The 26841-nt window shown below is 70.0% G+C and carries 28 protein-coding genes and 1 tRNA gene; 11 read left to right on the forward strand and 18 right to left on the reverse strand.

Translation table 11 applies throughout. The features are described from left to right. The first annotated feature begins 7 nt into the window (after positions 1-7). Positions 8-514, forward strand: coding sequence for a metal-dependent hydrolase (locus K6T25_RS05695; protein WP_222917184.1), 507 nt, complete (start codon positions 8-10; stop codon positions 512-514). Between the two features lie 45 nt (positions 515-559). On the opposite strand, the gene K6T25_RS05700 is transcribed toward K6T25_RS05695, so the two are convergent. Continuing rightward, on the reverse strand, positions 560-1321 hold the full coding sequence (locus K6T25_RS05700; protein WP_222917186.1) for a PHP-associated domain-containing protein: 762 nt from the start codon (positions 1319-1321) through the stop codon (positions 560-562). Between the two features lie 144 nt (positions 1322-1465). Between K6T25_RS05700 and K6T25_RS05705 the strand changes: the two genes are divergently transcribed. Further along, positions 1466-1762: a DUF7565 family protein gene (locus tag K6T25_RS05705; protein ID WP_222917189.1), complete on the forward strand. Its 297-nt coding sequence runs from the start codon at positions 1466-1468 to the stop codon at positions 1760-1762. Positions 1763-1841: 79 nt separating this feature from the next. Here K6T25_RS05705 and K6T25_RS05710 read toward each other — a convergent pair whose 3' ends face one another. From K6T25_RS05710 to K6T25_RS05730, 5 genes are all read right to left on the reverse strand, one after another. Beyond that, on the reverse strand, positions 1842-2297 hold the full coding sequence (locus K6T25_RS05710) for a transcription elongation factor Spt5 (RefSeq protein ID WP_222917191.1): 456 nt from the start codon (positions 2295-2297) through the stop codon (positions 1842-1844). 2 nt (positions 2298-2299) lie between these two features. Beyond that, positions 2300-2473 (reverse strand): protein translocase SEC61 complex subunit gamma, encoded by a 174-nt coding sequence (locus K6T25_RS05715; protein ID WP_222917193.1) that lies wholly within the window; start codon positions 2471-2473, stop codon positions 2300-2302. Between the two features lie 190 nt (positions 2474-2663). After that, positions 2664-3854, reverse strand: coding sequence for a cell division protein FtsZ (gene ftsZ / locus K6T25_RS05720; protein ID WP_222917195.1), 1191 nt, complete (start codon positions 3852-3854; stop codon positions 2664-2666). A 173-nt stretch (positions 3855-4027) separates the two neighbouring features. Then, the gene (locus tag K6T25_RS05725; protein WP_222917197.1) at positions 4028-5491 is read right to left on the reverse strand and encodes a D-aminoacyl-tRNA deacylase; all 1464 of its coding nucleotides are present in this window, start codon (positions 5489-5491) and stop codon (positions 4028-4030) included. A 115-nt stretch (positions 5492-5606) separates the two neighbouring features. Continuing rightward, positions 5607-6932 carry a sodium:calcium antiporter gene (locus tag K6T25_RS05730; RefSeq protein ID WP_222917199.1) on the reverse strand — a complete coding sequence of 442 codons (1326 nt, stop codon included), beginning with the start codon at positions 6930-6932 and terminating at the stop codon, positions 5607-5609. Positions 6933-7156: 224 nt separating this feature from the next. Here K6T25_RS05730 and K6T25_RS05735 point away from each other — a divergent pair, with 224 nt between their 5' ends. The 6 genes from K6T25_RS05735 to K6T25_RS05760 all read left to right on the forward strand — a co-directional run bounded on the left by K6T25_RS05735 (position 7157) and on the right by K6T25_RS05760 (position 12680). Then, on the forward strand, positions 7157-7993 hold the full coding sequence (locus K6T25_RS05735; protein ID WP_222917201.1) for a shikimate dehydrogenase: 837 nt from the start codon (positions 7157-7159) through the stop codon (positions 7991-7993). 83 nt (positions 7994-8076) lie between these two features. Continuing rightward, positions 8077-8877: a helix-hairpin-helix domain-containing protein gene (locus tag K6T25_RS05740; protein ID WP_222917203.1), complete on the forward strand. Its 801-nt coding sequence runs from the start codon at positions 8077-8079 to the stop codon at positions 8875-8877. A gap of 72 nt (positions 8878-8949) precedes the next feature. After that, on the forward strand, positions 8950-10611 hold the full coding sequence (locus tag K6T25_RS05745; RefSeq protein WP_222917205.1) for an anthranilate synthase component I family protein: 1662 nt from the start codon (positions 8950-8952) through the stop codon (positions 10609-10611). Next, positions 10608-11198, forward strand: a complete 591-nt coding sequence (locus K6T25_RS05750) for an anthranilate synthase component II (RefSeq protein WP_222917207.1) — start codon at positions 10608-10610, stop codon at positions 11196-11198. The genes K6T25_RS05745 and K6T25_RS05750 overlap by 4 nt, the downstream gene beginning before the upstream one ends. Continuing rightward, a complete protein-coding gene (locus K6T25_RS05755; protein ID WP_222917209.1) occupies positions 11195-12220 on the forward strand; it encodes an aminotransferase class IV in 1026 nt (341 codons plus the stop codon). Before K6T25_RS05750 ends, K6T25_RS05755 begins: the two co-directional genes overlap by 4 nt. A gap of 34 nt (positions 12221-12254) precedes the next feature. After that, the gene (locus K6T25_RS05760) at positions 12255-12680 is read left to right on the forward strand and encodes a Rieske (2Fe-2S) protein (protein ID WP_222917211.1); all 426 of its coding nucleotides are present in this window, start codon (positions 12255-12257) and stop codon (positions 12678-12680) included. Positions 12681-12711: 31 nt separating this feature from the next. Here K6T25_RS05760 and K6T25_RS05765 read toward each other — a convergent pair whose 3' ends face one another. From K6T25_RS05765 to K6T25_RS05785, 5 genes are all read right to left on the reverse strand, one after another. Beyond that, positions 12712-13164 (reverse strand): hypothetical protein, encoded by a 453-nt coding sequence (locus tag K6T25_RS05765; RefSeq protein ID WP_222917213.1) that lies wholly within the window; start codon positions 13162-13164, stop codon positions 12712-12714. A 142-nt stretch (positions 13165-13306) separates the two neighbouring features. Continuing rightward, positions 13307-13381 (reverse strand) — tRNA-Met (locus K6T25_RS05770). Positions 13382-13494: 113 nt separating this feature from the next. Further along, positions 13495-13944 (reverse strand): GtrA family protein, encoded by a 450-nt coding sequence (locus K6T25_RS05775; protein ID WP_222917215.1) that lies wholly within the window; start codon positions 13942-13944, stop codon positions 13495-13497. Then, positions 13941-14852: a glycosyltransferase gene (locus K6T25_RS05780; protein WP_222917218.1), complete on the reverse strand. Its 912-nt coding sequence runs from the start codon at positions 14850-14852 to the stop codon at positions 13941-13943. Before K6T25_RS05780 ends, K6T25_RS05775 begins: the two co-directional genes overlap by 4 nt. A 51-nt stretch (positions 14853-14903) precedes the next feature. Next, positions 14904-15173 carry a hypothetical protein gene (locus K6T25_RS05785; RefSeq protein WP_222917219.1) on the reverse strand — a complete coding sequence of 90 codons (270 nt, stop codon included), beginning with the start codon at positions 15171-15173 and terminating at the stop codon, positions 14904-14906. 126 nt (positions 15174-15299) lie between these two features. On the opposite strand from K6T25_RS05785, the gene K6T25_RS05790 reads away from it, so the two are divergent. Continuing rightward, on the forward strand, positions 15300-17690 hold the full coding sequence (locus K6T25_RS05790) for a DUF2298 domain-containing protein (protein WP_222917220.1): 2391 nt from the start codon (positions 15300-15302) through the stop codon (positions 17688-17690). A 31-nt stretch (positions 17691-17721) separates the two neighbouring features. On the opposite strand, the gene K6T25_RS05795 is transcribed toward K6T25_RS05790, so the two are convergent. From K6T25_RS05795 to K6T25_RS05820, 6 genes are all read right to left on the reverse strand, one after another. Then, a complete protein-coding gene (locus K6T25_RS05795; protein ID WP_222917221.1) occupies positions 17722-17988 on the reverse strand; it encodes an HAH_0734 family protein in 267 nt (88 codons plus the stop codon). Between the two features lie 130 nt (positions 17989-18118). Further along, on the reverse strand, positions 18119-18943 hold the full coding sequence (locus K6T25_RS05800) for an ABC transporter ATP-binding protein (protein WP_222917222.1): 825 nt from the start codon (positions 18941-18943) through the stop codon (positions 18119-18121). Then, positions 18940-19761 carry an ABC transporter ATP-binding protein gene (locus tag K6T25_RS05805; protein ID WP_222917223.1) on the reverse strand — a complete coding sequence of 274 codons (822 nt, stop codon included), beginning with the start codon at positions 19759-19761 and terminating at the stop codon, positions 18940-18942. The genes K6T25_RS05800 and K6T25_RS05805 overlap by 4 nt, the downstream gene beginning before the upstream one ends. After that, entirely contained in the window at positions 19754-21151 is a 1398-nt protein-coding gene (locus K6T25_RS05810) for a branched-chain amino acid ABC transporter permease (protein ID WP_222917224.1), read from the reverse strand. Before K6T25_RS05810 ends, K6T25_RS05805 begins: the two co-directional genes overlap by 8 nt. Further along, positions 21148-22095 carry a branched-chain amino acid ABC transporter permease gene (locus tag K6T25_RS05815; RefSeq protein ID WP_222917226.1) on the reverse strand — a complete coding sequence of 316 codons (948 nt, stop codon included), beginning with the start codon at positions 22093-22095 and terminating at the stop codon, positions 21148-21150. Before K6T25_RS05815 ends, K6T25_RS05810 begins: the two co-directional genes overlap by 4 nt. A 6-nt stretch (positions 22096-22101) precedes the next feature. After that, positions 22102-23418 (reverse strand): ABC transporter substrate-binding protein, encoded by a 1317-nt coding sequence (locus tag K6T25_RS05820; protein ID WP_222917228.1) that lies wholly within the window; start codon positions 23416-23418, stop codon positions 22102-22104. A gap of 183 nt (positions 23419-23601) precedes the next feature. On the opposite strand from K6T25_RS05820, the gene K6T25_RS05825 reads away from it, so the two are divergent. Beyond that, positions 23602-24480 carry a proline dehydrogenase family protein gene (locus tag K6T25_RS05825; RefSeq protein WP_222917230.1) on the forward strand — a complete coding sequence of 293 codons (879 nt, stop codon included), beginning with the start codon at positions 23602-23604 and terminating at the stop codon, positions 24478-24480. Here K6T25_RS05825 and K6T25_RS05830 read toward each other — a convergent pair whose 3' ends face one another. After that, positions 24481-25194, reverse strand: coding sequence for a helix-turn-helix domain-containing protein (locus tag K6T25_RS05830; RefSeq protein WP_225917821.1), 714 nt, complete (start codon positions 25192-25194; stop codon positions 24481-24483). Between the two features lie 104 nt (positions 25195-25298). Here K6T25_RS05830 and K6T25_RS05835 point away from each other — a divergent pair, with 104 nt between their 5' ends. Then, the gene (locus tag K6T25_RS05835; protein ID WP_222917234.1) at positions 25299-26819 is read left to right on the forward strand and encodes an aldehyde dehydrogenase family protein; all 1521 of its coding nucleotides are present in this window, start codon (positions 25299-25301) and stop codon (positions 26817-26819) included. Positions 26820-26841 lie beyond the last annotated feature (22 nt).

The following is a 26841-nucleotide window of genomic DNA, read 5'->3' on the forward strand; positions in this document are numbered from 1 at the left end:
GGTGGACGTGAACAAGAAGGGCCACGTGCTGAACGCGATCCTCCTCGCGATCGGACTGGGATACGTCCTCCAGCCGTCGGGGGACGTAGAGACGTTTCGCACCATCGCCGAGCTGTTCGTCCCAATCGTGCTCGGCGCGCTGTTTCCGGACGTCGACACGGCCTTCGGCAAGCACCGCAAGACGCTGCACAACCTCCTCGTTCTCGGGGTGGTTCTCGCGTACCCGATCTACTTCGGGAACCTCCAGTTCGTCTGGATCGGCGTCGCCACGCACTACCTCCTCGACGTGGTCGGGAGCAAACGCGGCATCGCGCTGTTTTACCCGCTCTCGTCGACGGAGTACGGCCTCCCGGTCGGCGTCACGACGTCCAGCAAGTGGGCGGACACGTTCACGGTCGTCATCACGCTCGGCGAACTCGCGGCGCTGACAGTCGTCCAGTTCTACCTCGTCGACCTCAACACGGGGACGCCGAGAGCGATGGTCGCGACCGCCATCGCCAGTCTGCCGGTGTGATCGCCCCCGGTTCGATCGGAGGATGGCACCAGCCACGACCGGAAGTCAGTAAACAGACACGTCGTCGAAGCGCCCGTTGTAGGCGATGTGTCGTGGGTGGGTCGCCTCCATCCCCGAGAGCAGCAGGCGGTCGAGCTTCCCCCACGAGTTCTCGTAGCCGAGGTGGGCGAACTCCACCAGCCGTCGCAGCCGCGTCGCCGGGTCGCCTCGCCTGACGACCGTACGGGGCCGCCGTTCTTTCAGCGCCGTTACGAGCGCCTCCTCCCCGCGAACGTCGCCCTCGAACTCCGTCCACGCCGTGCCGACAGTGCCGTGGAGGTGTGCGTACGAGGACCCGAACGTCGACAGGTCGAACGCCTCGGCGATCCGACGGCCGCGGTCGTTCTGTCTGCCGAACAGCTTCGCGTTGTACGCCTCGACGGCGTCGATCCGGTCGCGGTAGGCGCCCGCCTCCGCGCGGGTGAGGCTCACGTTCATGAACCCCGGGTGCGGAACGAGCACGGCCGCACCCTGGCGTTCGAACTCCGCCAGCGCCGCCTCGAACGTGATGAAGTCGGGGACCGGGTCGTCCAGTCCGACGGCGAGGAGGTGGCGTCGGTTCCCCCAGTCGCCGGTGAACACTTCCCGCGCCGGCACCACCGTCACGTCCTCGGTCGAGAAGCGCTCGGCGCGCTCGCGGATCTCCGGGAGCCGCGTGAAGTGCGGGGCGTACACGAGCGTGTCGATACCCGACTGTCGCGCCCGCTGGACGACGCGCTCGTCGAGCAGTTTCACGTGAGCGTCGACCCGCGTCGGTCCTGCAGTCACACACGGAGGTACGTCGGGCCGACGTTAGTGATTCCGCTTTTCGGATCAGGTGTGGGCGGGCCCACCGGCAACTGCGGAGGGGGACGGCACCGGGAACGCGCCTCCACGGGAACGCTTATGCGAGCCTGTCGTCTGCATCCGGGTATGTCCCGGTGGGCCTGTGGCCTCGAAGGGTGCGACGCGGCGTTCGACGCGGTCGAGGACGCCGTCGTCCACCAGACGACCGCACACGAGCGACACGAATGTCAGGTGTGTGGCGCCGTCGTTCCCGACGGCTACTTCGCCATCCGTCACGCCTTCGACGAGCACACCCGCGCCGAGTTCGTCCGCGCGTACGACGCGGACTCCGACGACGTCCGCGAGCGCGAGCGGATCAAGGCCGACATCGAGGATATCGCCGATATGGACCTGGTCGTCGAGCGCGTCGACGGCGACGTGTGACGCGGGCGACCCCCGCGAACGCCGGTCGCACTTCCGATCGAGAACAGTCCTGACAGCCAACTCGGGCGCGTTCGTCCGACTATCGCTCGTCGGAGTCGAGCACGCGGATCTGGTCGCCCCGCACCGTCACCGGGATCGGGACGGTCGCCTCGTACAGTTCGACGGTCACCTGATCTTTGCCCTCGTCGATGCGCTGCACCTGCGCCTTCTCGCCTTTGAACGGACCGGCGATCAGCTCGACGATGTCGCCCTCCGCGATGCCCTCCACGTCGGGCGTCGGGGAGAGGAAGTGCTCGACCTCCGACATCGACGATCGGCCGGCCTCGCCGCCGGGGCCCTCGACGAGCCCGCGGGCGTGCGGAACTTCCTCCAGCACGCGCCGGATGACGGCGTCGCCGTCGGCCTCGACCATCACGTAGCTGGTGAGCTGGTCGGGCGCGAGCACGGCGTAGATCCCGGCCATCTCCTTGCTGGCGATCATGTCGGCGACCGTTCGCTCCTGGCTGGCCGTCGTCTTCACTGAGTAGATCGGCACCGTCAGATCCCTCCGGTGAGGACGGACATGACCGCGAAGATGATGAATCCGAGGAACCCGACGAGGAAGATGCCCGCACCGGCGATCTTGGATATCTGGGAGAACTCCTCCCAGGAGGGCGTGCTCGCCAGTTTGAGCACCCTGACGTAGCTTGTCAGGTCGTACTTGACATCCATGGGTACTGGGCGTACTTCGCCGCACCTTCTATATCTGTTGCTCTGACCCCGAAGCGCCCGTCACGGCGACGCACGCGCCGCGGAGGAGAACTGCGTGCGCCGCGTGACGTGCGGGACGCCGAACCGTTGAGGGCTCCGCGACTGGGGTAGCGCCGCCGCGGGACTCCGTCGTCGACGACGAGCGGCCGCGCTAGTCGACGTAGTCGATATCCTCGAGGTTGTCGCCGGCGGCGACCTGCGCGGCCTCGTTGCGGCCGTAGATCTGCGGGGAGTCGACACCGGTGACGACGATCATCGTGCGCATCTGGCCCTCGAGTTCCTCGTCGATCGAGGTGCCCCAGATGATCCGCGCGTCGGGGTCGATCCGGTCGTAGATCTCCTCGACGACACCCTCGGCCTCCTCGATGGACATGTCCGAGCCGCCGGTGACGTTGACGAGCGCGGAGTTGGCGCCGGAGATGTCCACGTCCAGCAGCGGCGAGCGCAGCGCCGACTGAACGGACTCCTGTGCCTTCGTGTCGGAGTCGGACTCGCCCAACCCGATCATCGCGACGCCGCCCTTCTCCATCACGGTGCGGACGTCGGCGAAGTCGAGGTTGACGAGGCCGGGCTTGGTGATCAGCTCGGTGATGCCCTTCACGCTGCGCATCAGCACCTCGTCGGAGATCTTGAACGCCTGACGTACGGGGAGCTTCCCGACGGCGTCGAGCAGGCGGTCGTTCGGTACCACGATCACGGTGTCGGCCACGTCGCGCAGGCGTTCGAGGCCGGCCTCGGCGTTCGTCCGTCGAACCTCGCCCTCGGCGGTGAACGGCGTCGTGACGATGGCGATGGTGAGCGCGCCGATCTCGCGAGCCGCCTTCGCGACGACGGGCGCCGAGCCGGTGCCGGTGCCGCCGCCCAGTCCGGCGGTGACGAACACCATGTCCGAGCCCTCCAGCGACTCCCGGATCTCCGACTGCGACTCGATGGCCGCCTCCTCGCCGACCTGCGGGAGTGAGCCCGCTCCGCGACCCTGGGTCTTCTCTTGGCCCATCAGGATCTTGGTGTCGGCCTGGATGTTGACGAGGTGCTGGACGTCGGTGTTGGCCGCGACGAGATCGGCGCCGTGGATCCCCTCCTCGGCCATCCGGTTCACCGTGTTGCCGCCGGCCCCGCCGCACCCGACGACGGTGATGTTCGTCTGGAGGTCCTTCAGGACGTCCTGAAGCTCCTCGTCGGTCATCTTCCCTGTGCGCGAAGCGTCGTCCCCCGATCCGGACGACTCCGCCCCGGCGTCGCCGCCGGCCTCGCCGGACGCCGGGTCCGCGGAGGCGCCGTTTTCCCCCGCTTCCCCGGCCTCCTCGGCCTCGTTGATCGCGTCCTCAACGATGGAGTCCATAGGTATGGACAGCCGTTGCCGACGGAGAGTTATTATCCTTCCCCCTCGTGTCTTGCACCCGTCAGACGCGTTCTCGGCGGCCGACACGCGCTCGGAACACGGAGACTGCGCCGGCATCGACTCCATCGGCGACGACCGATTCGCCGCCCGTTCGAACGGAGCCGGCCGATCGGTCAGACGGAAAACAGTTCCTCGTGCTCGCGAGCGACCGTCTCCGGGCGGATCGTCTTCCCGTCGACCTCGACCGGGTCGCCCGCCGAGAGCGCGCCGAACTTGGGTCCCTCGGGGACGCCCAGCGTCGCCGCCCGTTCGGGGTCGAACGACTCGATTCGCGCGCGAACGGCGCCCGTCTCGCGGATGACCTCGTCGTACTTCTCGGCCAGCACTGCGGCGAGATCGTCGACGAGTGCGTCGTACGGATCCGGGGAGTCGCCGCCGTCGGCCTCGCCGGCGGTTCCGGAATCGGCGGGAAGCGCGGCCCGGCCGGCGGCGCGCGTGCCGGCCTGCTCGGTCTCGAAGCCGACCGCGTGGCGCTCGACGGCCGCGCGGGCGGCGTCGGCGTCGATCCCCTGCGCCTCCGCGAGCAGGTCGGCCGGCAGGTCGACGACGCGGTAGGCGTCCGCGGGGTCGCCGTCCTCGCCCGTCCCGGCGCCGGCGACGCGGTCGCCGAACCGGAGCCCGTCCTCGACCGCACGGAGGTCGGCCTCCAGCGACGCGACGAGACCGAGCGGGCGATCGTCGACCGCGCGGAGCCACGTCTCGCTCACGACCCGCACGTCGCGGGCCGCGAGCGCCTCCCGAAGCACGGGGTACTCGCCCTCGACGAGCGCGAACTCCGCGTCGCTGGCGCGAACGGCCGCATCGAGCACGTCGGGGTGCTCCTCGGGGTGGCCCAGTTCCTCCAGCTGCCAGTCCGAGGCGATGTGTCCGACGCCCCACGCGGTCTCGCGGACCACCCGCTCGAACCGCGGGGCGTAGTGGCCGCCGCCGAAGCCGACGACGTGGCGCGGGCGGTCGGGGTCGCCGACGGCGACGCTCGCGCGACGAGCGGGGAGGTCGAGGACCGCCCGGGCGACCGCGGCGGCGCCGTCGGGGTCGTCCCACTGCTCGTCGTCGCTGCCGAGCTCCGCGAACACCGCGGGCGTCGCGAGGTCGGTCGGTCCGTGGTGGGTCCCCTCGATGGCGACGTCGTATCCCTCGGGCGCGTGCTCGTCGAAGCCGGCGACGAGCCCGCGCTGGACGCCGGGACAGGCGGGCGCGAACGACCCCGGCTCGCCCCCGTACTCCGCGTCCCCGAAGTTCCCTGTGAAGTGACACGTCAGGAGCGGGCCGGTGTCCCCGGAGTGCCGCGAGACGAACACGAGGAACCCGGGCTCCTCGGAGAAGGCGGGGGTCGGATCGTCGAGGTGGATGTGGAGCCCGTCGAAGGTCCGGAGTTCGAACCCGCAGCCCCCGTCCGCCCCGTCGCCTGCGGCGGCGGCAGGAGCGTCGACGGCGTCGAGCGTGTGGTACGTGCCGCCGCCGTCGCCGTCGGCGCGGGACGGGTCGGTCCGCTCGGTCCACTCCGCCCGCGCGAGCAGTCGCTCGGCGATGTGGGTCGAGGCGCGGTCAGCTCGGGAGACGACGATACCGATCACTGACGGGGAATAGCGGCCCGGCGCTGGAATACGCGTCGGTTCCGGACGAACGGGCGGAACGAACGACGAGGGCGAGGCGAACGGGAAGCCCGGAGGAACGACCGCCGGCGGTCCGTCAGTCGGCCGGTTGTTCCGAGTCGTCGCCGACGGCGTCGCGGACGGTGGCTCCCGTGAGCGATGCGACGGTGCGGATCTCGTCCCGGCGGGTCGCGAGGAGCCCGATCGTGAGCACGAGATAGAGGACCGTGTACGCCTCGAGCAGGAGGATCGAACTGGCCTCGGCGGCCGCCTCCGTCATCGTCCGGATGAAGTAGAACTCGGTCACCACCTGCGAGAGGAACAGCACCAGCAACACCAGCGCCTCGCGTACGGAGATCTGGAAGTTGATCAGGATGGCGAGCGCGAAGAAGCTCTGTGCGGCGGTGATCCAGATCTCCGCCGCCTGCTTCTCGTCGAACATGAGCACGCCGTACTGGCCCGCGGAGATGCTGTACACGACCGCGAGCGTCCCGATGAGCAGCGTCCACTGGTTCAGCTTCGAGGAGATGAGCGCGTTGAACGCCGCCGTCGCGCGCGCCTTGTTGACGAGATACGCGGTGACGATGAGCTCCGGGCTCTCGGAGGCCAGCGGCGCGATCCACTGGATCATGAAGAACTCGGGGATCCCGTACTGGAGACCGAGGGCCTCGAGCCCGTGGGCGAACGGCTCGACGGCGGTGAAGATGAGCAGCCCGGAGTAGCCGAACAGCGCGAGCACCGAGGCCGCACGAACGCCGAACGGCTTCGACTGGAGGTATGCGGGAACGCCGACCTGCTCTTCGACCTCCTCGACGTCGCCGCGGATGATGACGAGGATGTACGCGGCGTACAGCCCGACGAGCACCAGCGTGTCGATGCCGCCGATGCCGCCGCCCAACGGAACGAAGAACGCGAACAGGGTGGCGGCGAACAGGAACGCGATCTCCAGCGAGATGTCGCGGTCGAGCGAGACGTAGTCGCCGAACCTGCTGTCGGTCGTGACGACGTTGGGGTCGCCGCTGCCGGCGTACGCCTGGTAGATGGAGAACAGCGCGATGCCGGACCAGCCGATGCCGATGAGGATCCGGTTCGCGCCGGTCATGTTCGCGACCGCGAGGTTCGCCGCCGCCGCGTCGCCCTGACCCGCCTGCCAGGCGTACAGCGCGTCGACGGCGTACTCCGGGGCGACCGCAAGCACCGCCAGCACGGCGATCGCGAACGCGCGCGGCACGTCCTTCTCGGCGGTCTCGGCGCCCCACGCGAGCAGGAACGACGCCCCGAGCACGGCGACGCCGCTCACGGCGACCGTTCCGAGCGTCGAAAAGCCCGCGGCTCGGCCGGTCAGCCACGAGACGATCCAGGGGAGTGTCAGCGCCAGCCCGCCGAACAGCGCGACGAGCGGACTCCGAAGCCGTGAACTCATTATCGCCACGGAACCGGGGGCTCTCCCTTACTCTTGCGTTTCGCGGTGATCCGTAGAAGTCGAACGACATCGCCCGCTCGTCCCAGCCAGTGTGCCGTTTTCGGTCGATGAGTCACGGCAAGGGCAGAGAGAAGCACACGAGAGACCAGTCGATCGGTGCGATCGCTTGGACCGGTCGAGCCCGTCGTCGGGACCCTTTTCCGGCCGCTCCGGGAGGGACCCGTATGGACGTGTACGGACTCATCGGGAGCCCGGTCGAGCACTCGCTGTCGCCGCCGATGCACGAGGCGGCGTACGACGCGCTCGGGCTGGACGCCCGCTACGTCACCTTCGAACCGGACGCCGACGACGGGGCCGCCGCCGTCGAGGCCGCGGCCACGCTGGGCGTCGCGGGACTGAACGTGACGGTGCCGTTCAAACGGGACGTGCTGTCGGCAGTCGAGCCCGACGATCTGGCGGCCGAGGTCGGCGCGGTCAACACCGTCGACTTCTCGGCCGACCCGCCGCGGGGGTACAACACCGACGTGGCGGGCGTCCGCCGGGCGTTCGACCACTACGGCGTCGAACGCGAGGGCGCCGCCGCCGTCGTCGTCGGCGCCGGCGGAGCGGGACGGGCGGCGGCGTTCGCGCTCGCGGAGGGCGCGGTCTCGCTCCACGTCGCCAACCGCACCGCCTCGCGAGCGGCATCGCTCGCGGCGGAGATCCGTTCGGCGCTTCCCGACGACCCCGACACGTCGACCGCCGTCTCCGCGAGCGGACTCGACTCGCTGGCCGAGCGCGTGCCGGAGGCGGACCTGCTGGTGAACGCGACGACCGTCGGGATGGAGTCCGACGACACGCCCGTTCCCGCGGAGTATCTGCACGACGAACTGGCGGTACTGGACGCCGTGTACGCCCCGCTGGAGACGCGCCTGTTGCGGGAGGCAGCCGACGCCGGGGCGACGACGATCGACGGCGCCTGGATGCTGTTGTATCAGGGCGTCGAGGCGTTCGAGCGCTGGACCGGCGAGGGCGCGCCGGTCGACGCGATGAACGAGGCGCTCCGCGCGGAACTCCGGTGACACCGGGGCGTCACCGCTCCTCCGCGGTGTTTTCCCGAGGATCTGCGCTGGATTTTTAAAAAGCGGCGGCGTGGGTTCGCTCAATGGGACTCCTTCAGCAGATCAAACGACTGCTTGGTATCGGGCGCGATCAGTCGGGCAGTCGTTCGACCGAGACGGCGGTGACGGTGGAGCGCGAACGCGACGAGCCGGACGCGGCGTCGGCGCCGGAAACGACGACCGAGGGCGCCGTCAAGGGCACTGACGAGGACGCCGGGGCCGGCGGCGACGACAGCGAGGCCGACGACGAACCCGTCGCCACGGGGACGGACGCCGCCGCCTCAACCGGGTCGACTGTCGATACGGACCACGAGGACGCCGCCGAGCCCGCGGAAGCCGCCGCGAGCCCCGGAACGGAGTCGGTCGGCGACGGTGAAGACGACGAGGTCGCGGGGACTGACGGCGAGTTGGCGGAGGACGACGACGAACCCGTCGCCACGGAGACGGACGCCGCCGCCTCCACGGATTCGCTGGTCGACGAGGCGGAAGCGGCCGACGACGCCGCCACGAGGGCCGAGCCCGCGGAGGCCGCCGGTCCGGAGTCGGAGGACGTCACGACCGACGTCGACGAGCTTGAGCCGGCGACCGACGAGAGCGAGTCGGCCGCCGACGAAGCGACGGACGACGGCGATGACGCCGACAACGCTGACGACGGCGATGCCGACGTTCCGGTCGACCAGATCAAGGGGATCGGTCCGGCCTACGCCGAACGCCTCGAGGAGATCGGGATCGAAACGGTCGCGGATCTCGCGGCCGCCGACGCCGAGGACGTCGCAGCACAGACCAGCGTCTCCGAGAAGCGCGTCGGGCGCTGGATCGACCGCGCGGTCGACTTCGAGTCGTAGCGAACCGGGCTGTCGGACGAGCGTCCCGGTCGGAACCGAACCCGCTTTTTCGGTGCCGCGACACCACCACCCATGGAGACGGTTACGGACCGCGAGGCGTTCCGTCGCCTCGCGGTCGACGCCCCCGCGGACGCCCGGATCCCCGTGGAGCGCCGGGTCGCGGTCGACGACCCGTTCGACGCCTACCGCCGCGCCCGACGCGGCGATCGATCGGGCGTGTTCTACGAGACCACCGGCGGCCAGCCCGGTTGGGGATACTTCGGCGTCGACCCCGCGGAGACGCTGACGGTCGGTCCCGACGCGGCCGTCCGCGACCCCGATCACCCGGGCCACGGTGACTACGCCGCGCCGTCGCCGACGCTGTCGGCGCTTGAGGGACTGCTCGACTCCGGAACGCTCGTGCGCGGCGACTGCGACGTGCCGTATCCGTGCGGCGCCTTCGGCTGGCTCTCGTACGACGTCGCTCGGGAGCTGGAGTCGTTCCCCCACGACGGCGCGGTCGACGACCGCGGTCTCCCCCGCCTCCAGGCCGCGGTGTACCCGACGCTCGCGTCGTGGGCGGAGCCCCGAACGGACGGAACGACCACCCTTCGGATCACGTCCTGCCCCCGGCTCGATGATCACCCGGGCGCCGACGCGGCCTACGAGGCCGGCCTCGCCGCCGCCGGCGACCTCGCCCGGCGGGCACGGACCGGCGACCCGTCGGTCGCCCCCGCGCCCGCCGCCGGCGCCGACGCCGCGTCCGCGACGTTCGAGAGCGACTGCGGCCGCGAGGCGTACGCCGAGCGCGTTCGCCGCGTCAAGGAGTCGATCCGCGCGGGCGACACCTTCCAGGCGAACGTGAGCCAGCGCCTGGCGGCGCCGGCAGCGGTGCACCCCGTCACGGCCTATGCGGCGCTGCGGGCGCGCAATCCCGCGCCCTACTCGGGGCTGGTGGAGTTCCCCGGCGTCGACCTCGTGAGCGCGAGCCCGGAACTCCTGTTGCGCCGGGTTCCCGGAGCGGATCCGGACGGCGACGGCAATGTGGAAACGGACGACCGGGAGGACGGCGCTCGACTCGAAACGGAGCCCATCGCCGGGACCCGGCCGCGCGGCGGCGACCCGGAGGCCGACGCCGCGCAGGAGGCCGAACTCGCCGGCGACGAGAAAGAGCGCGCCGAGCACGCGATGCTGGTCGACTTAGAGCGAAACGACCTCGGAAAGGTCAGCGAGTACGGCAGCGTCTCGGTGCCGGAGTACCGCCGCGTCGACCGCTACTCGGAGGTGATGCATCTCGTCTCGCTGGTCGAGGGCACCGAGCGCCCCGACCGCTCGCTGGCGGACACGCTCGCGGCGGTGTCCCCCGGCGGCACCATCACCGGCGCGCCGAAGCCGAAGACGATGGCGATCATCGACGCGCTGGAGGGCACCCGGCGCGGGCCGTACACGGGCTCGATGTTCGCCGCCGGCCTCGACGGGCGGCTCGTCGCCAACATCGTCATCCGAACGCTCGTGCGGACGGACGATGAGTACCACCTCCGTGTGGGCGCGGGCGTCGTTCACGACTCCGACCCGAACGCCGAGTACGAGGAGACGCTTGCGAAGGCCCGCGCGCTCGTCAGGTCCGTGGACGACGCCCTCGACGCGGACATGGCGGTCGAGGGGGACGGTACGGGCGGGGAGAAGCGCGACGCGGAGGGGCGCGACACAGCGGAGCGCGACACAGCGGAGCGCGACACGGGGGGAGACGAGTGACCCGCGTCCTCGTCGTCGACAACTACGACTCGTTCGCGTACAACCTCGTCCAGTACGTCGGCGAGTTGGCCGACGAAGTGCTCGTTCGGCGCAACGACCGGATCGAGGCGGACGGGATCGGCGCCCTCGACCCGGACGGCATCGTCGTTTCGCCCGGTCCCGGAACCCCCGAGGATGCGGGCGTCTCCATCCCGGTGTTCGAGGAACTGACGTACCCCACGCTGGGCGTGTGTCTGGGCCACCAAGCCCTGTGCGCCGCCAACGGCGCCGCGGTCACGCTCGCGCCGGAGGTCGTCCACGGGAAACCCTCCGAGGTGCGCCACGACGGCCGCGGCGTGTTCGCCGGCCTGTCCGACCGCGTCGATGTCGGGCGGTATCACTCGCTGTGTGTCGAGCACGACGCGATCCCGCCGGAACTCGTCGAGACCGCCTGGACCGACGACGAGCGCGAGGTCGTGATGGGCGTTCGCCACACGAAACGACCCCACGTCGGCGTGCAGTTCCACCCCGAGAGCGTCCTCACGCCCGGCGGGAAGCACATGATCCGAAACTTCCTGGGGGTCTGTGAACGAGGTGGGTTCGAATGAGCGACGACGAGGACCACGCCGGTACCGACGGGAACCGCGCCAGCGACGACGACGCGACGGCGGCCGTCGGCGACCGCGTCTACCACGTCGACGGCGAGTTGGTTCCCGCGACCGAGGCGTCGGTGTCGGTGACGGATCGCGGCTTCCAGTACGGCGACGCCGCCTTCGAGACGGTCCGCGCGTACGGCGGAACGCTGTGGCGGTGGGACGCTCACGTCGAGCGCCTGTTCGGCAGCCTCGACGCCCTCGGGATGCCGGCGGACGAGCTCGGGCTGTCGGCGCTGGATCTGGAGGCCCGCGTCCGCGACACCCTCCGCGCGAACGACCTCGCGAACGCATACGTCCGCCTGTCGGTGACGCGCGGGGAGACGGCGGGATTCGCGCCGCCCGCGGCCGGCGAGACGGACCCCACGGTCGTCGTCCTCGTGAAGCCGCTCCCACGGGGCGGCAGCCCCGACGCCGGCGGCGAGTCCGTCTGGGACGGGCCGGCGACGCTGCAGACGGTGAAGACCCGCAGAGTGCCCGACCGCGCGGTCCCGAGCGACGCGAAGACGCACAACTACCTCAACAACGTCCTCGCCCGCGTGGAGACGCGCGTGACCGGCGCCGACGAGGCGGTCATGCTCGACGACGACGGCCACGTCGCCGAGTGCGCGACGGCGAATCTGTTCTTCGTCGCCGACGACGCCATCCACACTCCCTCGCTCGACGGACCGATACTCCCCGGCGTCACCCGCGCCGAGGTGCTCGATATCGCCCGCGAGGAAGGGTTCCCCGTCGAGGCGGGCGCCTACACCCCCGACGACGTGCGCGGCGCCGACGAGGCGTTCATCGCCTCCTCGATACGGGAGCTCCGACCCGTCGGGACCTACGACGGCGTCGACGTGGGAGGTGGCCCGGTGACGACGCTCCTGTCGCGGCTGTACGACGAGCGCGTGGAGGCTGTATGCTACGCCGACGACCCGGCGGAGGGAGCCGGCGCCGGCGGCACCGACGGCGACGGCGGGCACGATCCGGAATAGGGACGCATACAAGCGCGCCGCCTTACCTCGCCGTATGGACGAAAACGCGCGTGTCGCCGACGGCGACGAGGTCGTCGAAGGCGAGACGGTGTTGTTCACCCTCCGCGACGACGAGGGCGAACTGGCGGAGGCGTTCTGCACCCGCCTGGCGGACGGAACGGTCGTCGCGTACCGCAACTACTGCCAGCACTGGACCGACGTGCGCCTCGACAAGGCCGACGGCGCGCGCGTCACGAACGGCGAGGTGTGGTGTCAGAAACACGGGGCCACCTTCCAGCTCGACACCGGCTACTGCGACTTCGGCCCCTGTGAGGGCTCGGTGATGGAGGCCGTCGACGTGACCGTCGCCGACGGCGGCGTGTACGTCGACGACGAGGGGTACACCTTCGAGCAGCTCGGCCCCGGCGGCGTCGACGAGGGCGACGGCGGCGACAGCCGGATCGACTTCACCGGGAACTGAGCTGGCGGTCGGGCCGAGCGGACGACTGCTCTCAGGCGTCGGGCGAGGAGAGCGAATCGCCCGTCGCGCCCAGATCCCGGTCGATCGCGTCCCGGACGGCCTCGACGGCCGTCGTCACGTTCGCGTCGGGATCGAGCGTGAGCAGCAGTCCCTCCCGCCCGGTGTACACGCGGACGATCGTGAGGTGCTCCATCCCGGTGGCGACGTACTCGACGCCGCCGCCGACGGGGAACAGTTCGTCGACGAACAGCCCGATCTCCGAGAAGTCGATCCCCGCGTAGCGGTGAATCCGGTCGAAGTGGCCCGCCATCTCCTCGTCGTCGGCGTAGAACGACCGCGTGAACTCGTCGCAATGGACGATATCGTACGTCTCGGCCGTGAACGCGGCGGCGACGTGGAGGTCGGAGTTGTCGTCGATCGCGTCTCGGATGGCCGCCGTCGCGGCATCGACGTCGAACGAGACGACCTCGTCACCCCCTGTCATGGCATCGGATTTCGGCAGATGTGTGAAAATATCGTCGGTCAGTCATCGAACGTATCAGCGAGGTGTTGTGTCGGTGCGGTCGAACGATGTGCCTCGGCGTTACACGAACTTCTCGGCGACGGAAGTGTCGATCCGAAGGAAGTAGCGGGAGGTAGATTTGAACTACCGATCTCCGGGTTATGAGCCCGGCGGAATCTCCTGGCTATCCCATCCCGCTACCGGAGACAAAACGACCGCCGCTTGTAAGGGTTGTGTTTCACATCCCGCCGCCGTGTGGGAGTTTCCCCCACGATACGCGACCGCACCGAGACGCGACCGCTCGCCGGAGCGTCACTCCAGCACGCGCCAGGTGAACACGCTCTCGGCGACGTAGTTGACGACCATTCCGACGCCGATGCCGCCGGCCCGGGATATCACGAACCAGAGATCGATCCCGGCGACCGACACCGGGAGCGCGAGCCCGCGGAACAGCGCCGTGAACACGAGCAGTTGGACGGCGATCCCGCCGGCGCGCACGAGGTTCGACTTCGCGAGCCGGCGAAGCGTCGGAGCGAGCCCGCCGAGCCCCTCCTCGGCGAACGTCACGCGGTCGTTGAGCAGGAACATCACGACCACCGCCACCTCGATCCCGACGAAGGCGGCGAGTTCCGGGAACACGCCGAGCTCGCGCAGCGCCGTCGAGGTCGCGATGTCGAAGGCGAAGCCGACGACGCCGACGGAGACGAACTGCCCGATCCGCGTCCCCGAGGCCAGCGCGGCGAGCGCACCGTCGTCGGTCATCGCGACTCGGTCCCGTCGGTTTCGCGGCCGTCGACGGCGGTCTCCACGCCGGTGCCGCGGTCGGCCGTAGCTCTCGGGGTCGCACTCCCGTCGCTCACGGCGCCGCTGTCGTCGGACCGGTCGATCAGTGCGACGCCGTCCTCGCGGTCGATCAGGCGGTGGAGCCGGTCGTCGCGGATGAGTCGCGCGCGGTGGCGCGCCACCAACAGCCCGCGCCCCATGTCGAGCGTGTCGCCGACGGGCGACACCGTCGACCCGGGCTGGTCCTCCCACGCGATCGGCACCTCCGCGATCCGGTAGTCCAGCGCCGCCGCGACGGCGACGAGTTCGATGTCCCACGCGAACCCCGGCTCGTACAGGTGGTCGCGGACGCGCTCCCACGCCGTCGCCGTGATCGCCTTCGCGCCGCACTGGTAGTCGTACAGCTCCGCGTCCAACAGGCGGCGGGCGATCCACGCGAACCCGTCGCCGAGGAACCGCCGGGCGAACGTCTGGTGGGATCGAACCACGGAATCCGGGTGGCGCCGCGACCCCGCCGCGAGGGCGGCGTCGCCGTCGCACGTGGGGGCGATCACGTCCGCCAGCGACGCCGCCGGAGTGGCACCGTCGGCGTCTGCGAAGGCGTACACGTCCGTCGAGAGCGCCTCGAACCCGGCGGTGACGGCCGCTCCCTTCCCGCGGCGGCGGCGGACGACGCGGCAGTCCACCTCGTCCGGGAGATCGAAGGGCACGGAAGCGTCGGATGCGGCGGCGGAGTCGGCGTCCACGCTGTCGGCGCCGTCCGGGAGGTCGAGTTCGACGCGGAGCTCGGCGGGGTCGATCGTCTCGCGGATCGCACGGAGGTACGTCCGGAGCCGACCGGGGTCCGGATGGTAGGCGGGGACGACGACGCCGACGGTCGGCTGCATGGGGGTGGCTTCCGCGCGGTCGGGTAAAAACGGTGCGAACGTGGTCGGCGCCTACCGCCGAAGGATCGACCCGACCAGCACGAGCAGTCCGAGGAACGCGACCACCGTGAACACGGGGAGCATGGTCGCGTCGGTCCCCTGAGGAAGCGTTCCCCCGGCGACCAGCGTTTGGACGGCGAGGTTGCCCGCGACCGCACCGACGAGCGCGAGTCCGCCGACGATCGGCAGCCGACTGCCGCCGAAGGCCGCCCCGTCGTCGATCGCGTCCGCCTCGGCTCCGTCGGTCCCATCGTCGCCGGGAGTCGTATCCTGACGTGGCACACGCTCACTCGGGGCGGTCGACGCTTAGTGGTTGGTATCGGGGCGGCGAGAGCGGGACGCACGCCGCGGGCGACGGAGCGGGGCGGAGGGAAAGGAACTTACCCCGGCGGCGACCCGTGGGAAGCGATGGAGTACGGTCTCGTCGTCCGCTGGCTCGTGGTCCTCCTCGCGCTCGGCGCCGTCGGCGTCCCGATCGCCGCCCGACTGTTCCCGCGGTCGGCGACGCGGGGCGCGGGGTTCGGGCTGCCCGTCGCCGCGCTGATACTGGGCCTCGCTACCTTCTGGATCGGCCGCGTGGCGTTCGGTCCGGTCGCGCTCATCGCCGGCCTGCTGGTCCTGCTCGGGCTCGCCGCGCTCGCGACGGTCGATCGCGGGGCGCTCCGCGACGGAACCGTCGCGCTCGACGGGGACGCCCTCGATCGGCTGCCCGACCGGGGCGTCGTCGCCGAGACGGCCGCGGTGTTCGCGGTCGCGTTCCTGTTCGTCGTCCTGATCCGCGCGTTCGACCCCGGCGTCGACCCGAGCGCGGGCGAGAAGTTCCTCGATTACGGCATCCTCAAGTCGCTGCTGCGGGCCGGAACGCTCCCGCCGGAGGACATGTGGTTCGCCGGCGAGCCGGTGCGCTACTACTACGGCGGCCACCTGCTCGCGGCGCTGTTCACGACGCTGACGGCGACGCCGGCGCGCTTCGGCTACAACCTCGCGCTCGCGGGCTTTTACGCGATGCTCGTGACGGCCGTCTACGACCTCGCGGGGTCGGTCGCCGCGAGCCGCGGACGCTCGCGCCGAACCGCCGGGGTGCTCGCGGCGTTTTTCGTCGGGATCGCGGGGAACCTGCACACCGCCGGCTGGGTGTTCGTCCGCGCGCTCCCGTCCGGCCTCCGGGGCTCGGTCGCCGGCGCCTTCGGGCTCGACGCGACCGAACTCGTCACGCGGGAGTTCTCCTACTGGACCGCCAGCCGCATCATCCCCCGGACGATCAACGAGTTCCCGCTGTTCGCGTGGCTCAACGGCGACCTCCACGCGCACATGACGATGACGCCGTTCCTCCTGCTCGGGGCGGCACTCGCGTTCGCGCTGTATCGCACGCCCGCTTCGGAGCCGCGCCGCCGGCGACTCCTCCTGTTCGGCGCCGTCCCGCTCGTGGGCGGCTTTCAGGTCGTGCTCGACACGTGGAGCTTCCCGAGCGTGTTCGGGCTCGCGTGGCTGGCGGTGGCGGCCGCGCCGGCGGCGCCGCGGACACTGCTCCCCGCCTCGCTCCGGGGCCGCCTCGACGCGCGGCTCGACGGCGACGACGCCGACGCTCGACTGCCCGCGGAACTCGCCCGTCCCGTCGTCGCGGCCGCGCTCGTCGCGGGCGCCGGACTGCTCGCGGTCGCCGTGGCCGCGCCGTTCCTGCTCGTCGCCGTCGCCGGCGGCGGGAGCGAGCGCGAGCTCGCGGTGTTACCTCTCGAGATGCGCTCGTCGCTGGGTAGGCTGCTCGTCGTCCACGGCGCCTTCCTCGCGACGTTTTTCGTCGGGCTGCTCGGTGCTGTCGGCCGAGAGCGCCCCCTAACGGTGATCGCCGGCGCCGTCGCGCTGACGCTCGCCGGCATGGCCGTCGGGCTGCCGGCGCTCGGGCTCTTCGGCGTCCTACTGGTCGCCGGCTGGGTCGCGCTCCGGACCGACCGCGCGGGCTTCGAGACGGTGTTGATCGTCGGCGGCGCGGGACTGGCGCTCGTGGTCGAACTCGTCTACCTGAACGAGCAGGCCGGCCCCGGGCGGATGAACACCGTGTTCAAGACGTACGCGCAGGTGTGGCCGCTGTGGGCCGCCGCCGCGGGCGTCGTTCTCGCCGGGATCTTGGAGGCCGTGCCCCGCCCGGACGCCTCGATACTGTGGCCGAGCTCGGGCACGCGCGACGTGGCGGCGGCGATGTTCGTCGCCGTCCTGGTCGTGTCGACGGGGATGTACGCCGCCTTCGCCCTCCCGGCGCACGTGGACGAGGGGTATCCCGACGAGCCGACGCTCGACGGCACGCACTTCGTCGGCGCGTTCCATCCCAGCGAGGAGCGCGCGATCGACTGGCTGGACGCCCGCGAGGGCCAGCCCGCGATCCTCTCGGCGCCGGCGACGAGCGTGTACCCCGGCGCGGAGTCCAGGTACGGCCACTCGCCGACGATGTACCGGTGGGACGCGAGCCCCGCCGCGAGCCTCACCGGCCTGCCGACGGTCGCCGGCTGGCACCACGAGGTCGGCTATCGGGGTCCCGAGGCGTACTTCGCGCGGGTCCGCGCGGTCGACGACGCGTACACGTCGCGGGCGGCCGCCGTCGAGGCGTTCCGCGAGCACGACGTGCGCTACGTGTGGGTCGGCCCCGCCGAGCGCGAGCGCTACGACGGCCGCGGCATGATCGACTTCGCGTCCATCGACGGCGTCGAGGTGGTCGAGGCGGCCTCGACGCCGTCGGTGACGGTGTTCGAAGTGACGGAGGCGGAGCTGCCGGCGTCGTCGTCGCTGCGGGACGACGAGAACTGACGGAGAAGATCGGGGCGGGGTTAGCGGACTCTCAAACGTTGAGGTCGCCGCCGGACTTGACGATGTCCAGCGCCTCGCCGTCGATCGTGTCGACCTCCAGCCAGTGGGGGACGTACGTCTTCGTCTCGAAGTCCTCGCGCTCGTCGTCGGTGCCGATGGTGCACCACAGCTGCGGCTCGTCGGGGCCGTGGTAGTCGCCCTGCCGCTGAATGGAGAAGACGCGCATCTCCTCGCCGTCGTACTCGATGATACCGTCCTTGCGCAGGCCGGGATCCCCGTGGACGATGAGCTTCTTCATGCGCCCGGCTTGGCGGGTTCATACACTAAGGGTTTCGATGGCGCGCGTCTTCAGGCGCCGCGGCGGCGTGATGACACCGACGTGGCAGCGACGACGCAGCGTCGACGACTGGACGACAACGGGGCGACGACTACCCGCCGAGATACAGCCGCGACACGTCGGGGTTGTCGAGCAGCGCGTCCGCCTCGTCGGCGTACGCGACGGTCCCCTGATCGAGCACGTAGCCCGAGTCGGAGATGGACAGCCCCTTGCGGGCGTTCTGCTCGACCATCAGGATCGCCGTCCCGAGGTCGTTGACCGCGAGCACGTCGTCGAACACCTCGTCGGCGGTGTTGGGCGCCAGGCCCGCCGACGGCTCGTCGATCAGCAGCACGTCCGGCTCCATCACGAGCGCGCGCGCGAACGCCAGCACCTGCCGCTGACCGCCCGAGAGCGTCCTTGCTTTCGCGTTCCGCTTCTCCGTGAGGATCGGGAACCGGTCGTACAGTTGGTCGATCACCGGTCCGAGGTCGTCGTCGCGGGCGACGCCGCCCATGCGGAGGTTCTCCTCGATCGTGAGGCTCCCGAACACGTTCTCGGTCTGGGGGACGTAGCCGATCCCCTCGCGGACGATCTCCTCGGGAGCCAGCCCGCCGATGTCGTCGCCGCGGTAGCGGACGTGCCCCGACCACGGCGTCAACAGCCCGAACACCGTCTTCAGCACCGTCGACTTGCCGGCGCCGTTCGGCCCGATGAGACACGCGACCTCGCCGGCCGACAGCGACAGCGAGAGGTCGTCGAGCACCTGCACGTCCCCGTAGCCGCTGTCGACGTGCTCCACCGAGAGCACGGTCTCCTCGGTGGCGGTGTCGCCGGCGGCGGCAGCGGTGCCGTCGCCTGCGACGTTTTCGTTGTCGTCTCCGCCGCCGTCCCCGGCGTCGCCGTCGGTCGCGGACGAGGTCGGTCGATCGCTCATTCGCCCGGCCCTCCGAGGTAGGCGTCGATGACGCGGTCGTCGTTACGGACGGCGTCGGGCGTTCCCTCGACGAGGACGCTTCCCTGGTCGAGAACGACGATCGGGTCGGCGAGGTTCATGATGAACTCCATGTCGTGTTCGATGATGCACAGCGTGACGCCCTCCTCGTTGAGGCGGGCGATATGGTCGCGCAGTTTGTTCGCGAGGGTCGGGTTGACGCCCGCGACCGGTTCGTCCAGCAAGAGCAGTTCGGGCTCGGCGAGCATCGCCCGCGCGAGCTCCACCAGCTTCAGCTGCCCGCCCGAGAGGTCGGTCGCGGGCTGGGTCGCGAGGTGGTCGATCTCGAATCGCTCCAGCATGCGCTGGGCGTCCTCGATGTTGCGCGTCTCCGCGGCCTCGACCTCCCCGGGGCTCGTGAACAGCTTCACGAACGACTCGCCGGGCTGGCGCTGCGGCCCGACGAGCATCGCCTCGCGGACGGTCATTCCCTCCAACGTGCGGGGCGTCTGGAACGTCCGGATGAGCCCCTCGTCGGCGACCTCGTGGGGTTCGGCGCCGGTCACGTCGACCCCGTTGACCGTGACGGTGCCCCCGTCGGGCTCGTAGAAGCCCGAGACGAGGTTGAAGATCGTCGACTTGCCGGCGCCGTTCGGGCCGATGAGGCCCGTAACCGTCCCTCGCTCGACGGCGAAGGAGGCGTCGTCGGTGGCGACGAGGCCGCCGAACGTCTTCCGGAGCCCGTCGACGCGCAACACGACGTCCTCCTTGTCGAGGTTCGGACCGTCGGTCAGCGCGGGCGTCCGTTCGCCCTCACTCATCGTCCTCACCTCCGTTTCGGGCCGCGGGATCGTCGGGCTCCGCGTCGGAGTCGGAGCCGGTCTCGGGCGCGCCCGCGGCGGCGTCCTCCGTGACCGTCTCGCGGGGGTCCGTCTCGCCCGGTCCCGCCGAGGCGGCGACCGACGCCGGCCAGATGAGTTCCCGCTGGGGCGGGAGCACGCCCTGGGGGCGGAACCGCATGACGAGGATGATCAGCAGGCCGACCGCGAGCAGCCGCGTCGACGCGAAGTTGTTCACGACCGTCGCGTACGTGCTCGTCACGAGCGGCAGGTCCAGCGGGAACGACGCCGGCAACACCTCCCCGAGGAAGCGGGTCCCCTCGCGGATGGCGATGACGACGAAGCCGCCGAAGATCGCCCCGCGGTTCGAGCCGCTCCCGCCGAGGATCACCGCGATCCACACGTAGAACGTGTTGATCGGCTCCAGGTTCCCCGGGCTGACGAACAGGTTCAGGTGCGCGTAGAACACGCCCGCCAGCGCCATGATCACGCTCCCGAGCACGAACGACTGCATCTTGAACGCGTAGGTGTCCTTCCCCAGTGCCTCCGCGAGGTCCTCGTCCGAGCGGATCGTCCGAAGCACGCGCCCCCACGGCGAGCGATGAACCCGGCGAAGGACGGCGAAGACGACGGCGACCATCGCGAGCACGAGCCCGACGTTCAACAGCGCCTGCCAGAACGGCGCCCCGAGCGTGAACCCGAGCAGCCGCGTGGACCCGAGTCCCGGGACCGCCACTTCGTGGACTTGGACCCCGGGCAACGTCTGCGGGAGCGTTCCCAGCACCGGCCAGCCGTCGAAGAACCCCGGGAGGCCACGAAGGCCGGCGCTCCCGTTGGTCACGCCGCGCTGGTTCAAGAACAGCAGGCGGACGACCTCCGCGAGCCCGAGCGACGCGATAGCGAGGTAGTCGGCGCGCAGGCGCAGCGTCGGGATCCCGATGGCGACGGCGACGACCGCCGCGAGCGCCACCGCGACCAGCAGGCCGAGCACGGTGAGCGGGAGGAGGCCGTAGAGGCGAGCCCCCGAGACCCACACCAGCTCCACGCCGGCGAGGCTGAACTGCCATCCGTCAGCCCCGATCGGGGAGTTGTCGGCGGTGAGCAGCGCCGTGCCGTACGCGCCGATCCCGAAGAACGCCGCGACCGAGAAGTTGATCAGCCCGGTGTACCCCCACTGCACGTTCAGCCCGAACGACAGCAGGACGTACATCCCGACGAGGCCGACGAGATACAGGAAGTACGTCGGCGCGAGCCCGCCGGTGACGAGGCCGAACAGCAGCAGCGCCGCCAGCAGGACGACGAATCCCACGACGCCCTGTTCGGCGCGAGTGAGGTCCGCGAACCGTCCGCGGGCTGCGTCCACGGCGCTCACGTCGCCTCCTCCCCGGCGATGCCGGACGGTCGCACGAGCAGCACGGCGACCATGATGAGGAACACGATGGCGTTCGCGTACTCGATGCCGATGGGGATGCCGAAGCTCTCGGGGACGAACGGGATCTCCTGTCCGAGCCGCGGGAGGATCGGGGTCAGTTGGTTGATCATTCCGATGAGGAAGCCGCCGACCATCGCGCCGTAGACGGAGCCGATCCCGCCGAGGATGACGGCCGCGAACACGACTAGGAGGATATTGAATCCCATCCGGGGCGAGATGTTGTTGTAGAGCCCGAGGAAGACGCCGCCGGCGCCGGCGAGTCCGGCGCCGATGACCCACGTCCAGATCTCGATCCGGTCGGTCCGGATCCCCGAGACGCGTGCCAGCGAGGGGTTGTCAGCCGTCGCGCGCATCTTCCGGCCGAGGTCAGTGTACTGGAGCAGGGCGTGGAGCCCGGCGACCAGCACGGCGGCGCTGCCGACGATCGCCACGTCGTGGAGCGTCATCCGGATCCCGTACGGGAGCAGCGCCTCGATCGGTCGCAACAGCGGGATCTGGAACTCGACGAACCCGGTTCCGAAGCCGAGTTGGATGATCGCGCGATACACGAACGCGACCCCGATAGACGTGATGAGCAGCCCGATCGAGCCGATATCGAGCGGCTCGTAGACGATCTTGTGGGTGAGCACCGCGACCGCCGCGGCGACCGCGACGCCGACGACCAGCGCGAGGAAGAAGCCGAGCGGCAGTCCGAGCACCTCCGCGCCGAGCGTGCCCACGAAGCCGAACGTCACCAGCGCGGTGTAGGCGCCGACGGTCATCGTGTCGCCGTGGGCGAAGTTGGCGAAGTTCGCGATCGAGTACACCAACGAGAGCCCGATGCTGGACAACACGATGATGCTGCTGAACACGAGCCCGTTCGCCAGATATTCGAGAACCGACATCGAGGGTTAGCCCTCGATCGTGCCCGAGGAGACGTACTCGTGGTTCTCCACGGTGAGGATCTGCAGGAACCCGACCGGGTCGCCGTTCTCGTCGAAGTCGATCGGGCCGGAAACGCCCTGGTAATCGATGTCGGAGGGGGAGCCGTCCTCGCCGAGCACCTCCATCGCCTCCGCGAAGGTGAACACCTCCTCGCCCTCCGGACGCGTCACGTCGCGGACGGTCTCCTGCAGGGCCGCGCCGGTGAACTCGTCGGCGGTCGCGACCGACAGCGCCGCCGTGACCACGCAGTCGTAGGCGAACGCCGACCACGAGGACGGGGTCTCGCCGTACTCCGACTCGAACTCCGAGGCGAACGTCTGGTAGTTGTCCTGGTCGACGGCCGCGGAGGGAACGACGACTTTCATGCCGTCGAGGCTCCCCTCGGGCGTGTTGCCGAGCACGTCCGACCCCTGGACGGAGTCGGCGCCGTAGAACTGGGCCTCGTAGCCGTTGGAGTACGCCTCCTGTGCCATCGAGGTGAACTCCGGCTGGTAGGTGATGAACAGCCACGCGTCCGCGCCGGAGTTGGCCATCCCGGACACCGTCGAGGAGTACGACGACTGCCCCTGATCGTGAGGCTCGTCGTAGACGATGTCGCCGCCCCACTCCTCCCGGAACGCCTCGGCCAGGCCCTGCCCGTAGTCGTTGTTGACCCACGCGAGCGCGACGGAGTCGTAGCCGTCCTCTCCGATGATGCGCGCCAGCGCCGTCGACTGGGTGCTCCCCGTCGGCGACATCCGCAGAAGCCCCGGGAAGTCCGTCAAGTCCGGGCTGGTGGAGTTCTGGCTCAACTGCACCACGTCGGTCCCCTGGATCACCGACTCGTAGATGGCCAGCGAGACGCCCGAGCCGACCGCGCCGATGACGAACGGCACGCCGTCCTGGTTGACGAGCTTCTGTGCGGCCGAGACGCCGGCCTGCGACTGGCTCTCGGAGTCCTCGACGGTGATCTCCAGATCGCGACCGCCGATGCCGACCTCGTTCACGTCCGCGAGCGCGAGCTCCTTCCCGCGCTGGTTGCGCTGGCCGAACGCCGACAGCGACCCGGTGAGCGAGTTGACCATTCCGATCGAATACGATCCGGTCTCCCCGCCGCCTCCGTTCCCGCCGTCGTCGGCGGTCGTCTCCTCGTCGCCGCCGCCACCGTCGCCCGATTGCTCGGTGTCGGTCGCCGCGTCGTCGGTCGTGCTACAGCCGGCGAGTCCCGCCAGCCCTGCGAGGCCCGCAGCCCCTGACGCCTTCAGTACGTCCCGCCGGTTCGGTCCGATGTCATCCGATACCATGACTAACGATATCCCCCTCCAGAACCGTATGCCTATATCCCACCCCGACCATGGTCGGAGCCGTGACGACGACGCCGGCGGTCGCGCCGAACTGATACCGTCAGCGAGGTTGTGTTCACGTGTATCGACGCGGATTATTTGGTCGGGGTTCGATTGATGGGGAAACCGGTCGGACGGGAAGCCGTGATACCGCCTATCGCGAACAACTTCGTCGCCGGGGAGACGCCCGAGGCGGCCCTGTCGCACGTCGAGGACCTGAACGGGCAGGGGATCGGGGCCATCCTGAACCTCCTCGGCGAGCACTACCACGAGCGAGACGCCGCCGACGCGGACGCCGACGCGTACGTCGCACTGGTCGAGACGATCGCCGAGCGCGACCTCGACGCCTGCGTCTCGGTGAAGCCCTCGCAGATCGGGCTCGGCGTCTCGTCGGCCGCGTTCGAGGAGAACCTCGCGCGCATCGTCGACAGCGCGTCGGGTTCCGACGCGGACCGGACGACCGGGCGGGGCCCGGGAGCCGACGACGACTGCTTCGTCTGGATCGACATGGAGGACCACGACACCACCGACGTGACGCTCGACGCCTTCGAGCGCCACGCCGTCGAGACGGACGGAAACGTGGGCGTCTGCGTGCAGGCGAACCTGCAACGGACGCCGGATGACCTCGAACGGCTGGCGTCGCTCCCGGGGACGGTTCGACTCGTGAAGGGCGCCTACGACGAGCCGGGGGAGATCGCCCACCGGAAGAAGGCGCGGGTCGACGAGGCGTACCGGAACTGTCTGGCGTTCATGTTCCGCGAGTTCGACGATGGCGTCGCGGTCGGGAGTCACGACCCGGCGATGATCGACCACGCTCGCGACCTCCACGCCGAATACGGGACGCCCTACGAGGTGCAGATGCTGATGGGCGTCCGCGAGGAGGCACAGGTCGACCTCGCCGCCGAGGGGATCGAGGTGAACCAGTACGTCCCGTACGGCAGCAAGTGGTTCCAGTACTTCACGCGGCGGGTGCGCGAGCGCAAGGAGAACGCGCTGTTCGCGCTGCGGGCGGTCCTCGGGTAGTCAGGGGTCCAGCAGCTTCGACTCGGCCTTTCGCAGATGTTCGAGCAGCGTCGTCTTCGAGCGGTCCACGCGGTCGGCCAGCTCCCGCGTCGAGCAGCCGCGGGGCCACTCGTAGTAGCCGGCCGCGCGGGCCGCCTCGAACACTTCCCGCTGGGTCGGCGTGAGCGTGTCGAGGCGCTGTTCGCGCTCCGTGCGGTCGGCCGCGCCGTCGGCGGCCGTGATCGAGACGACGGACACCTCCGCGCCGGCGTCCTCCCGGACGTCGTCGAGGGCCGCCTCGATGCCCGACCGATCGCCGGTGAAACAGAGCTGCCACTCCTCGCGACCGTTCTCGATCCGGACCGGCGCGCTGTGGACGAAGCCGTGGCGCAGCAGCGTCGGACAGACCATGTCGTTCGGGTCGTACTCGAGGAAGAACTCCCGGACGACGTTGCCCGGGGCGTCGCGGGCGCGACCGAACCGCTCCTGGAGTTCGAGCACCTCCCCCGCGTACTCCGACGCCCGGATCTCCTCAAGGAGCGCCTGCACCTCCCGGTTCGTGTCGCCGAAGGCCGTGAACAGTCCGTTGACCGACTCGGGTGCCGTCTTCGGGGTGTCGTAGATGGCGTGGGCCAATACGCCGCCTCCGGCCCGTTCGGTCGCCTCGATAGCCCAGCAGTTCGGGTGCCAGAGGTCGAGCGTGAGTCGGGTCCCGGCGTTCATCTCCTGGTGCATCATGGCACTGGTATCACGCGAGCAAATATATGCTACCGGTTACCAACCCCGACCCGACCATGGTCGGTTCGGGAGTTACCACCGCCGGCAGCGCAGTCGGATCCATGCCGGCAGCCTACCAGCACTACATCGACGGCGAGTGGACCGACGGGACGGGCGAGGAGACGTTCGTCTCGGAGAACCCCGCGAACGGCGAGGAGCTCGGCGAGTTCCGCCGCGGCACCGAGGCTGACGTCGACCGCGCCGTCGCCGCCGCCGACGACGCGTTCGAGGAGTGGAAGGAACTCTCCCACATCGACCGCGCGGAGTACCTCTGGGACATCTACCACGAACTCAAGGATCGCCACGACGAACTCGGCGAGATCGTCACCATGGAGTGCGGCAAGGAGATCTCCGAGGGGAAGGCGGACGTAACCGAGGCGTGGCACATGGTCGAGTGGGCCGCCGGCGACGCCCGCCACCCGAAAGGCGACGTGGTTCCCTCCGAGATCCCCAGCAAGGACGCCTACATGCGGCGCAAGCCGCGCGGCGTCGTGGGCTGCATCACTCCCTGGAACTTCCCCGTCGCCATCCCGTTTTGGCACATGGCCGTCGCGCTCGTCGAGGGCAACACAGTCGTGTTCAAGCCCGCCGAGCAGACGCCCTGGTGTGCGCAGATCCTCGCGGAGATGTTCGAGGACGCGGGCGTCCCCGACGGCGTGTTCAACCTCGTCCAAGGGTTCGGCGACGCCGGCAACGCCATCGTCGAGGACGACCGCGTCGACACGGTCCTGTTCACCGGGAGCGCCGAGGTCGGCCACAAGATCGCGAGCAAGGTCGGGGGCGAACCCGGGAAGCTCGCGGCCTGCGAGATGGGCGGGAAAAACGGGATCGTGGTCACCGAGAACGCCGATCTCGACACGGCGGTTCACTCGGCGACGATGTCGAGCTTCAAGACGACGGGTCAGCGCTGCGTCTCCTCCGAGCGCCTGATCGTCCACGAGGACGTGTACGACGAGTTCAAGGAGCGGTTCGTCGAGAACGCCCGGAACGTCGCGGTCGGCGACCCGCTCGACGAGAGCACGTTCATGGGGCCGCTCATCGAGCCAGAGCACAAGGAGAAAGTCTCCGAGTACAACCAACTCGCGAAAGACGAGGGCGTGAACGTCCTGGTTGACCGCGAGGAGTTAGAGGACTCCGAGATCCCCGAGGGCCACGATGATGGCCACTGGGTCGGGCCGTTCGTGTACGAGGCCGACGCGAAGGAGGACCTCCGCTGCACTCACGAGGAGGTCTTCGGCCCGCACGTGGCGCTGTTGAAGTACAGCGGGGACATCGAGGAGGCGGTGGAGATCCACAACGACACGGACTACGGGCTCGCCGGAGCGATCATCTCGGAGGACTACCGGCAGATCAACTACTTCCGAGACAACGCGGAGATCGGGCTGGCGTACGGCAACCTGCCGTGCATCGGCGCGGAGGTCCACCTCCCGTTCGGCGGCGTGAAGAAGTCGGGCAACGGCTACCCCTCGGCGCGTGAGGTCATCGAGGCGGTGACCGAGCGCACCGCGTGGACGCTCAACAACTCCAAGGAGATCGAGATGGCGCAGGGCCTCTCGGCCGACATCAAGACCAGAGACGACTGAGGCGACCCGCCCACCGCGACGC

It is taken from the genome of Halobaculum rubrum (assembly GCF_019880225.1).
Lineage (GTDB): Archaea > Halobacteriota > Halobacteria > Halobacteriales > Haloferacaceae > Halobaculum > Halobaculum rubrum.

What these genes read in the sequence shown, in the direction of transcription:
- K6T25_RS05705 (WP_222917189.1), top strand. Translation starts at nt 1,466, where the DNA reads ATGTCCCGGTGGGCCTGTGGCCTCGAAGGGTGCGACGCGGCGTTCGAC.
- K6T25_RS05715 (WP_222917193.1), bottom strand. Translation starts at nt 2,473, where the DNA reads ATGGATGTCAAGTACGACCTGACAAGCTACGTCAGGGTGCTCAAACTG.
- ftsZ (WP_222917195.1), bottom strand. Translation starts at nt 3,854, where the DNA reads ATGGACTCCATCGTTGAGGACGCGATCAACGAGGCCGAGGAGGCCGGG.
- K6T25_RS05730 (WP_222917199.1), bottom strand. Translation starts at nt 6,932, where the DNA reads ATGAGTTCACGGCTTCGGAGTCCGCTCGTCGCGCTGTTCGGCGGGCTG.
- K6T25_RS05735 (WP_222917201.1), top strand. Translation starts at nt 7,157, where the DNA reads ATGGACGTGTACGGACTCATCGGGAGCCCGGTCGAGCACTCGCTGTCG.
- K6T25_RS05740 (WP_222917203.1), top strand. Translation starts at nt 8,077, where the DNA reads ATGGGACTCCTTCAGCAGATCAAACGACTGCTTGGTATCGGGCGCGAT.
- K6T25_RS05745 (WP_222917205.1), top strand. Translation starts at nt 8,950, where the DNA reads ATGGAGACGGTTACGGACCGCGAGGCGTTCCGTCGCCTCGCGGTCGAC.
- K6T25_RS05755 (WP_222917209.1), top strand. Translation starts at nt 11,195, where the DNA reads ATGAGCGACGACGAGGACCACGCCGGTACCGACGGGAACCGCGCCAGC.
- K6T25_RS05760 (WP_222917211.1), top strand. Translation starts at nt 12,255, where the DNA reads ATGGACGAAAACGCGCGTGTCGCCGACGGCGACGAGGTCGTCGAAGGC.
- K6T25_RS05765 (WP_222917213.1), bottom strand. Translation starts at nt 13,164, where the DNA reads ATGACAGGGGGTGACGAGGTCGTCTCGTTCGACGTCGATGCCGCGACG.
- K6T25_RS05775 (WP_222917215.1), bottom strand. Translation starts at nt 13,944, where the DNA reads ATGACCGACGACGGTGCGCTCGCCGCGCTGGCCTCGGGGACGCGGATC.
- K6T25_RS05780 (WP_222917218.1), bottom strand. Translation starts at nt 14,852, where the DNA reads ATGCAGCCGACCGTCGGCGTCGTCGTCCCCGCCTACCATCCGGACCCC.
- K6T25_RS05790 (WP_222917220.1), top strand. Translation starts at nt 15,300, where the DNA reads ATGGAGTACGGTCTCGTCGTCCGCTGGCTCGTGGTCCTCCTCGCGCTC.
- K6T25_RS05795 (WP_222917221.1), bottom strand. Translation starts at nt 17,988, where the DNA reads ATGAAGAAGCTCATCGTCCACGGGGATCCCGGCCTGCGCAAGGACGGT.
- K6T25_RS05800 (WP_222917222.1), bottom strand. Translation starts at nt 18,943, where the DNA reads ATGAGCGATCGACCGACCTCGTCCGCGACCGACGGCGACGCCGGGGAC.
- K6T25_RS05805 (WP_222917223.1), bottom strand. Translation starts at nt 19,761, where the DNA reads ATGAGTGAGGGCGAACGGACGCCCGCGCTGACCGACGGTCCGAACCTC.
- K6T25_RS05815 (WP_222917226.1), bottom strand. Translation starts at nt 22,095, where the DNA reads ATGTCGGTTCTCGAATATCTGGCGAACGGGCTCGTGTTCAGCAGCATC.
- K6T25_RS05820 (WP_222917228.1), bottom strand. Translation starts at nt 23,418, where the DNA reads ATGGTATCGGATGACATCGGACCGAACCGGCGGGACGTACTGAAGGCG.
- K6T25_RS05830 (WP_225917821.1), bottom strand. Translation starts at nt 25,194, where the DNA reads ATGCACCAGGAGATGAACGCCGGGACCCGACTCACGCTCGACCTCTGG.
- K6T25_RS05835 (WP_222917234.1), top strand. Translation starts at nt 25,299, where the DNA reads ATGCCGGCAGCCTACCAGCACTACATCGACGGCGAGTGGACCGACGGG.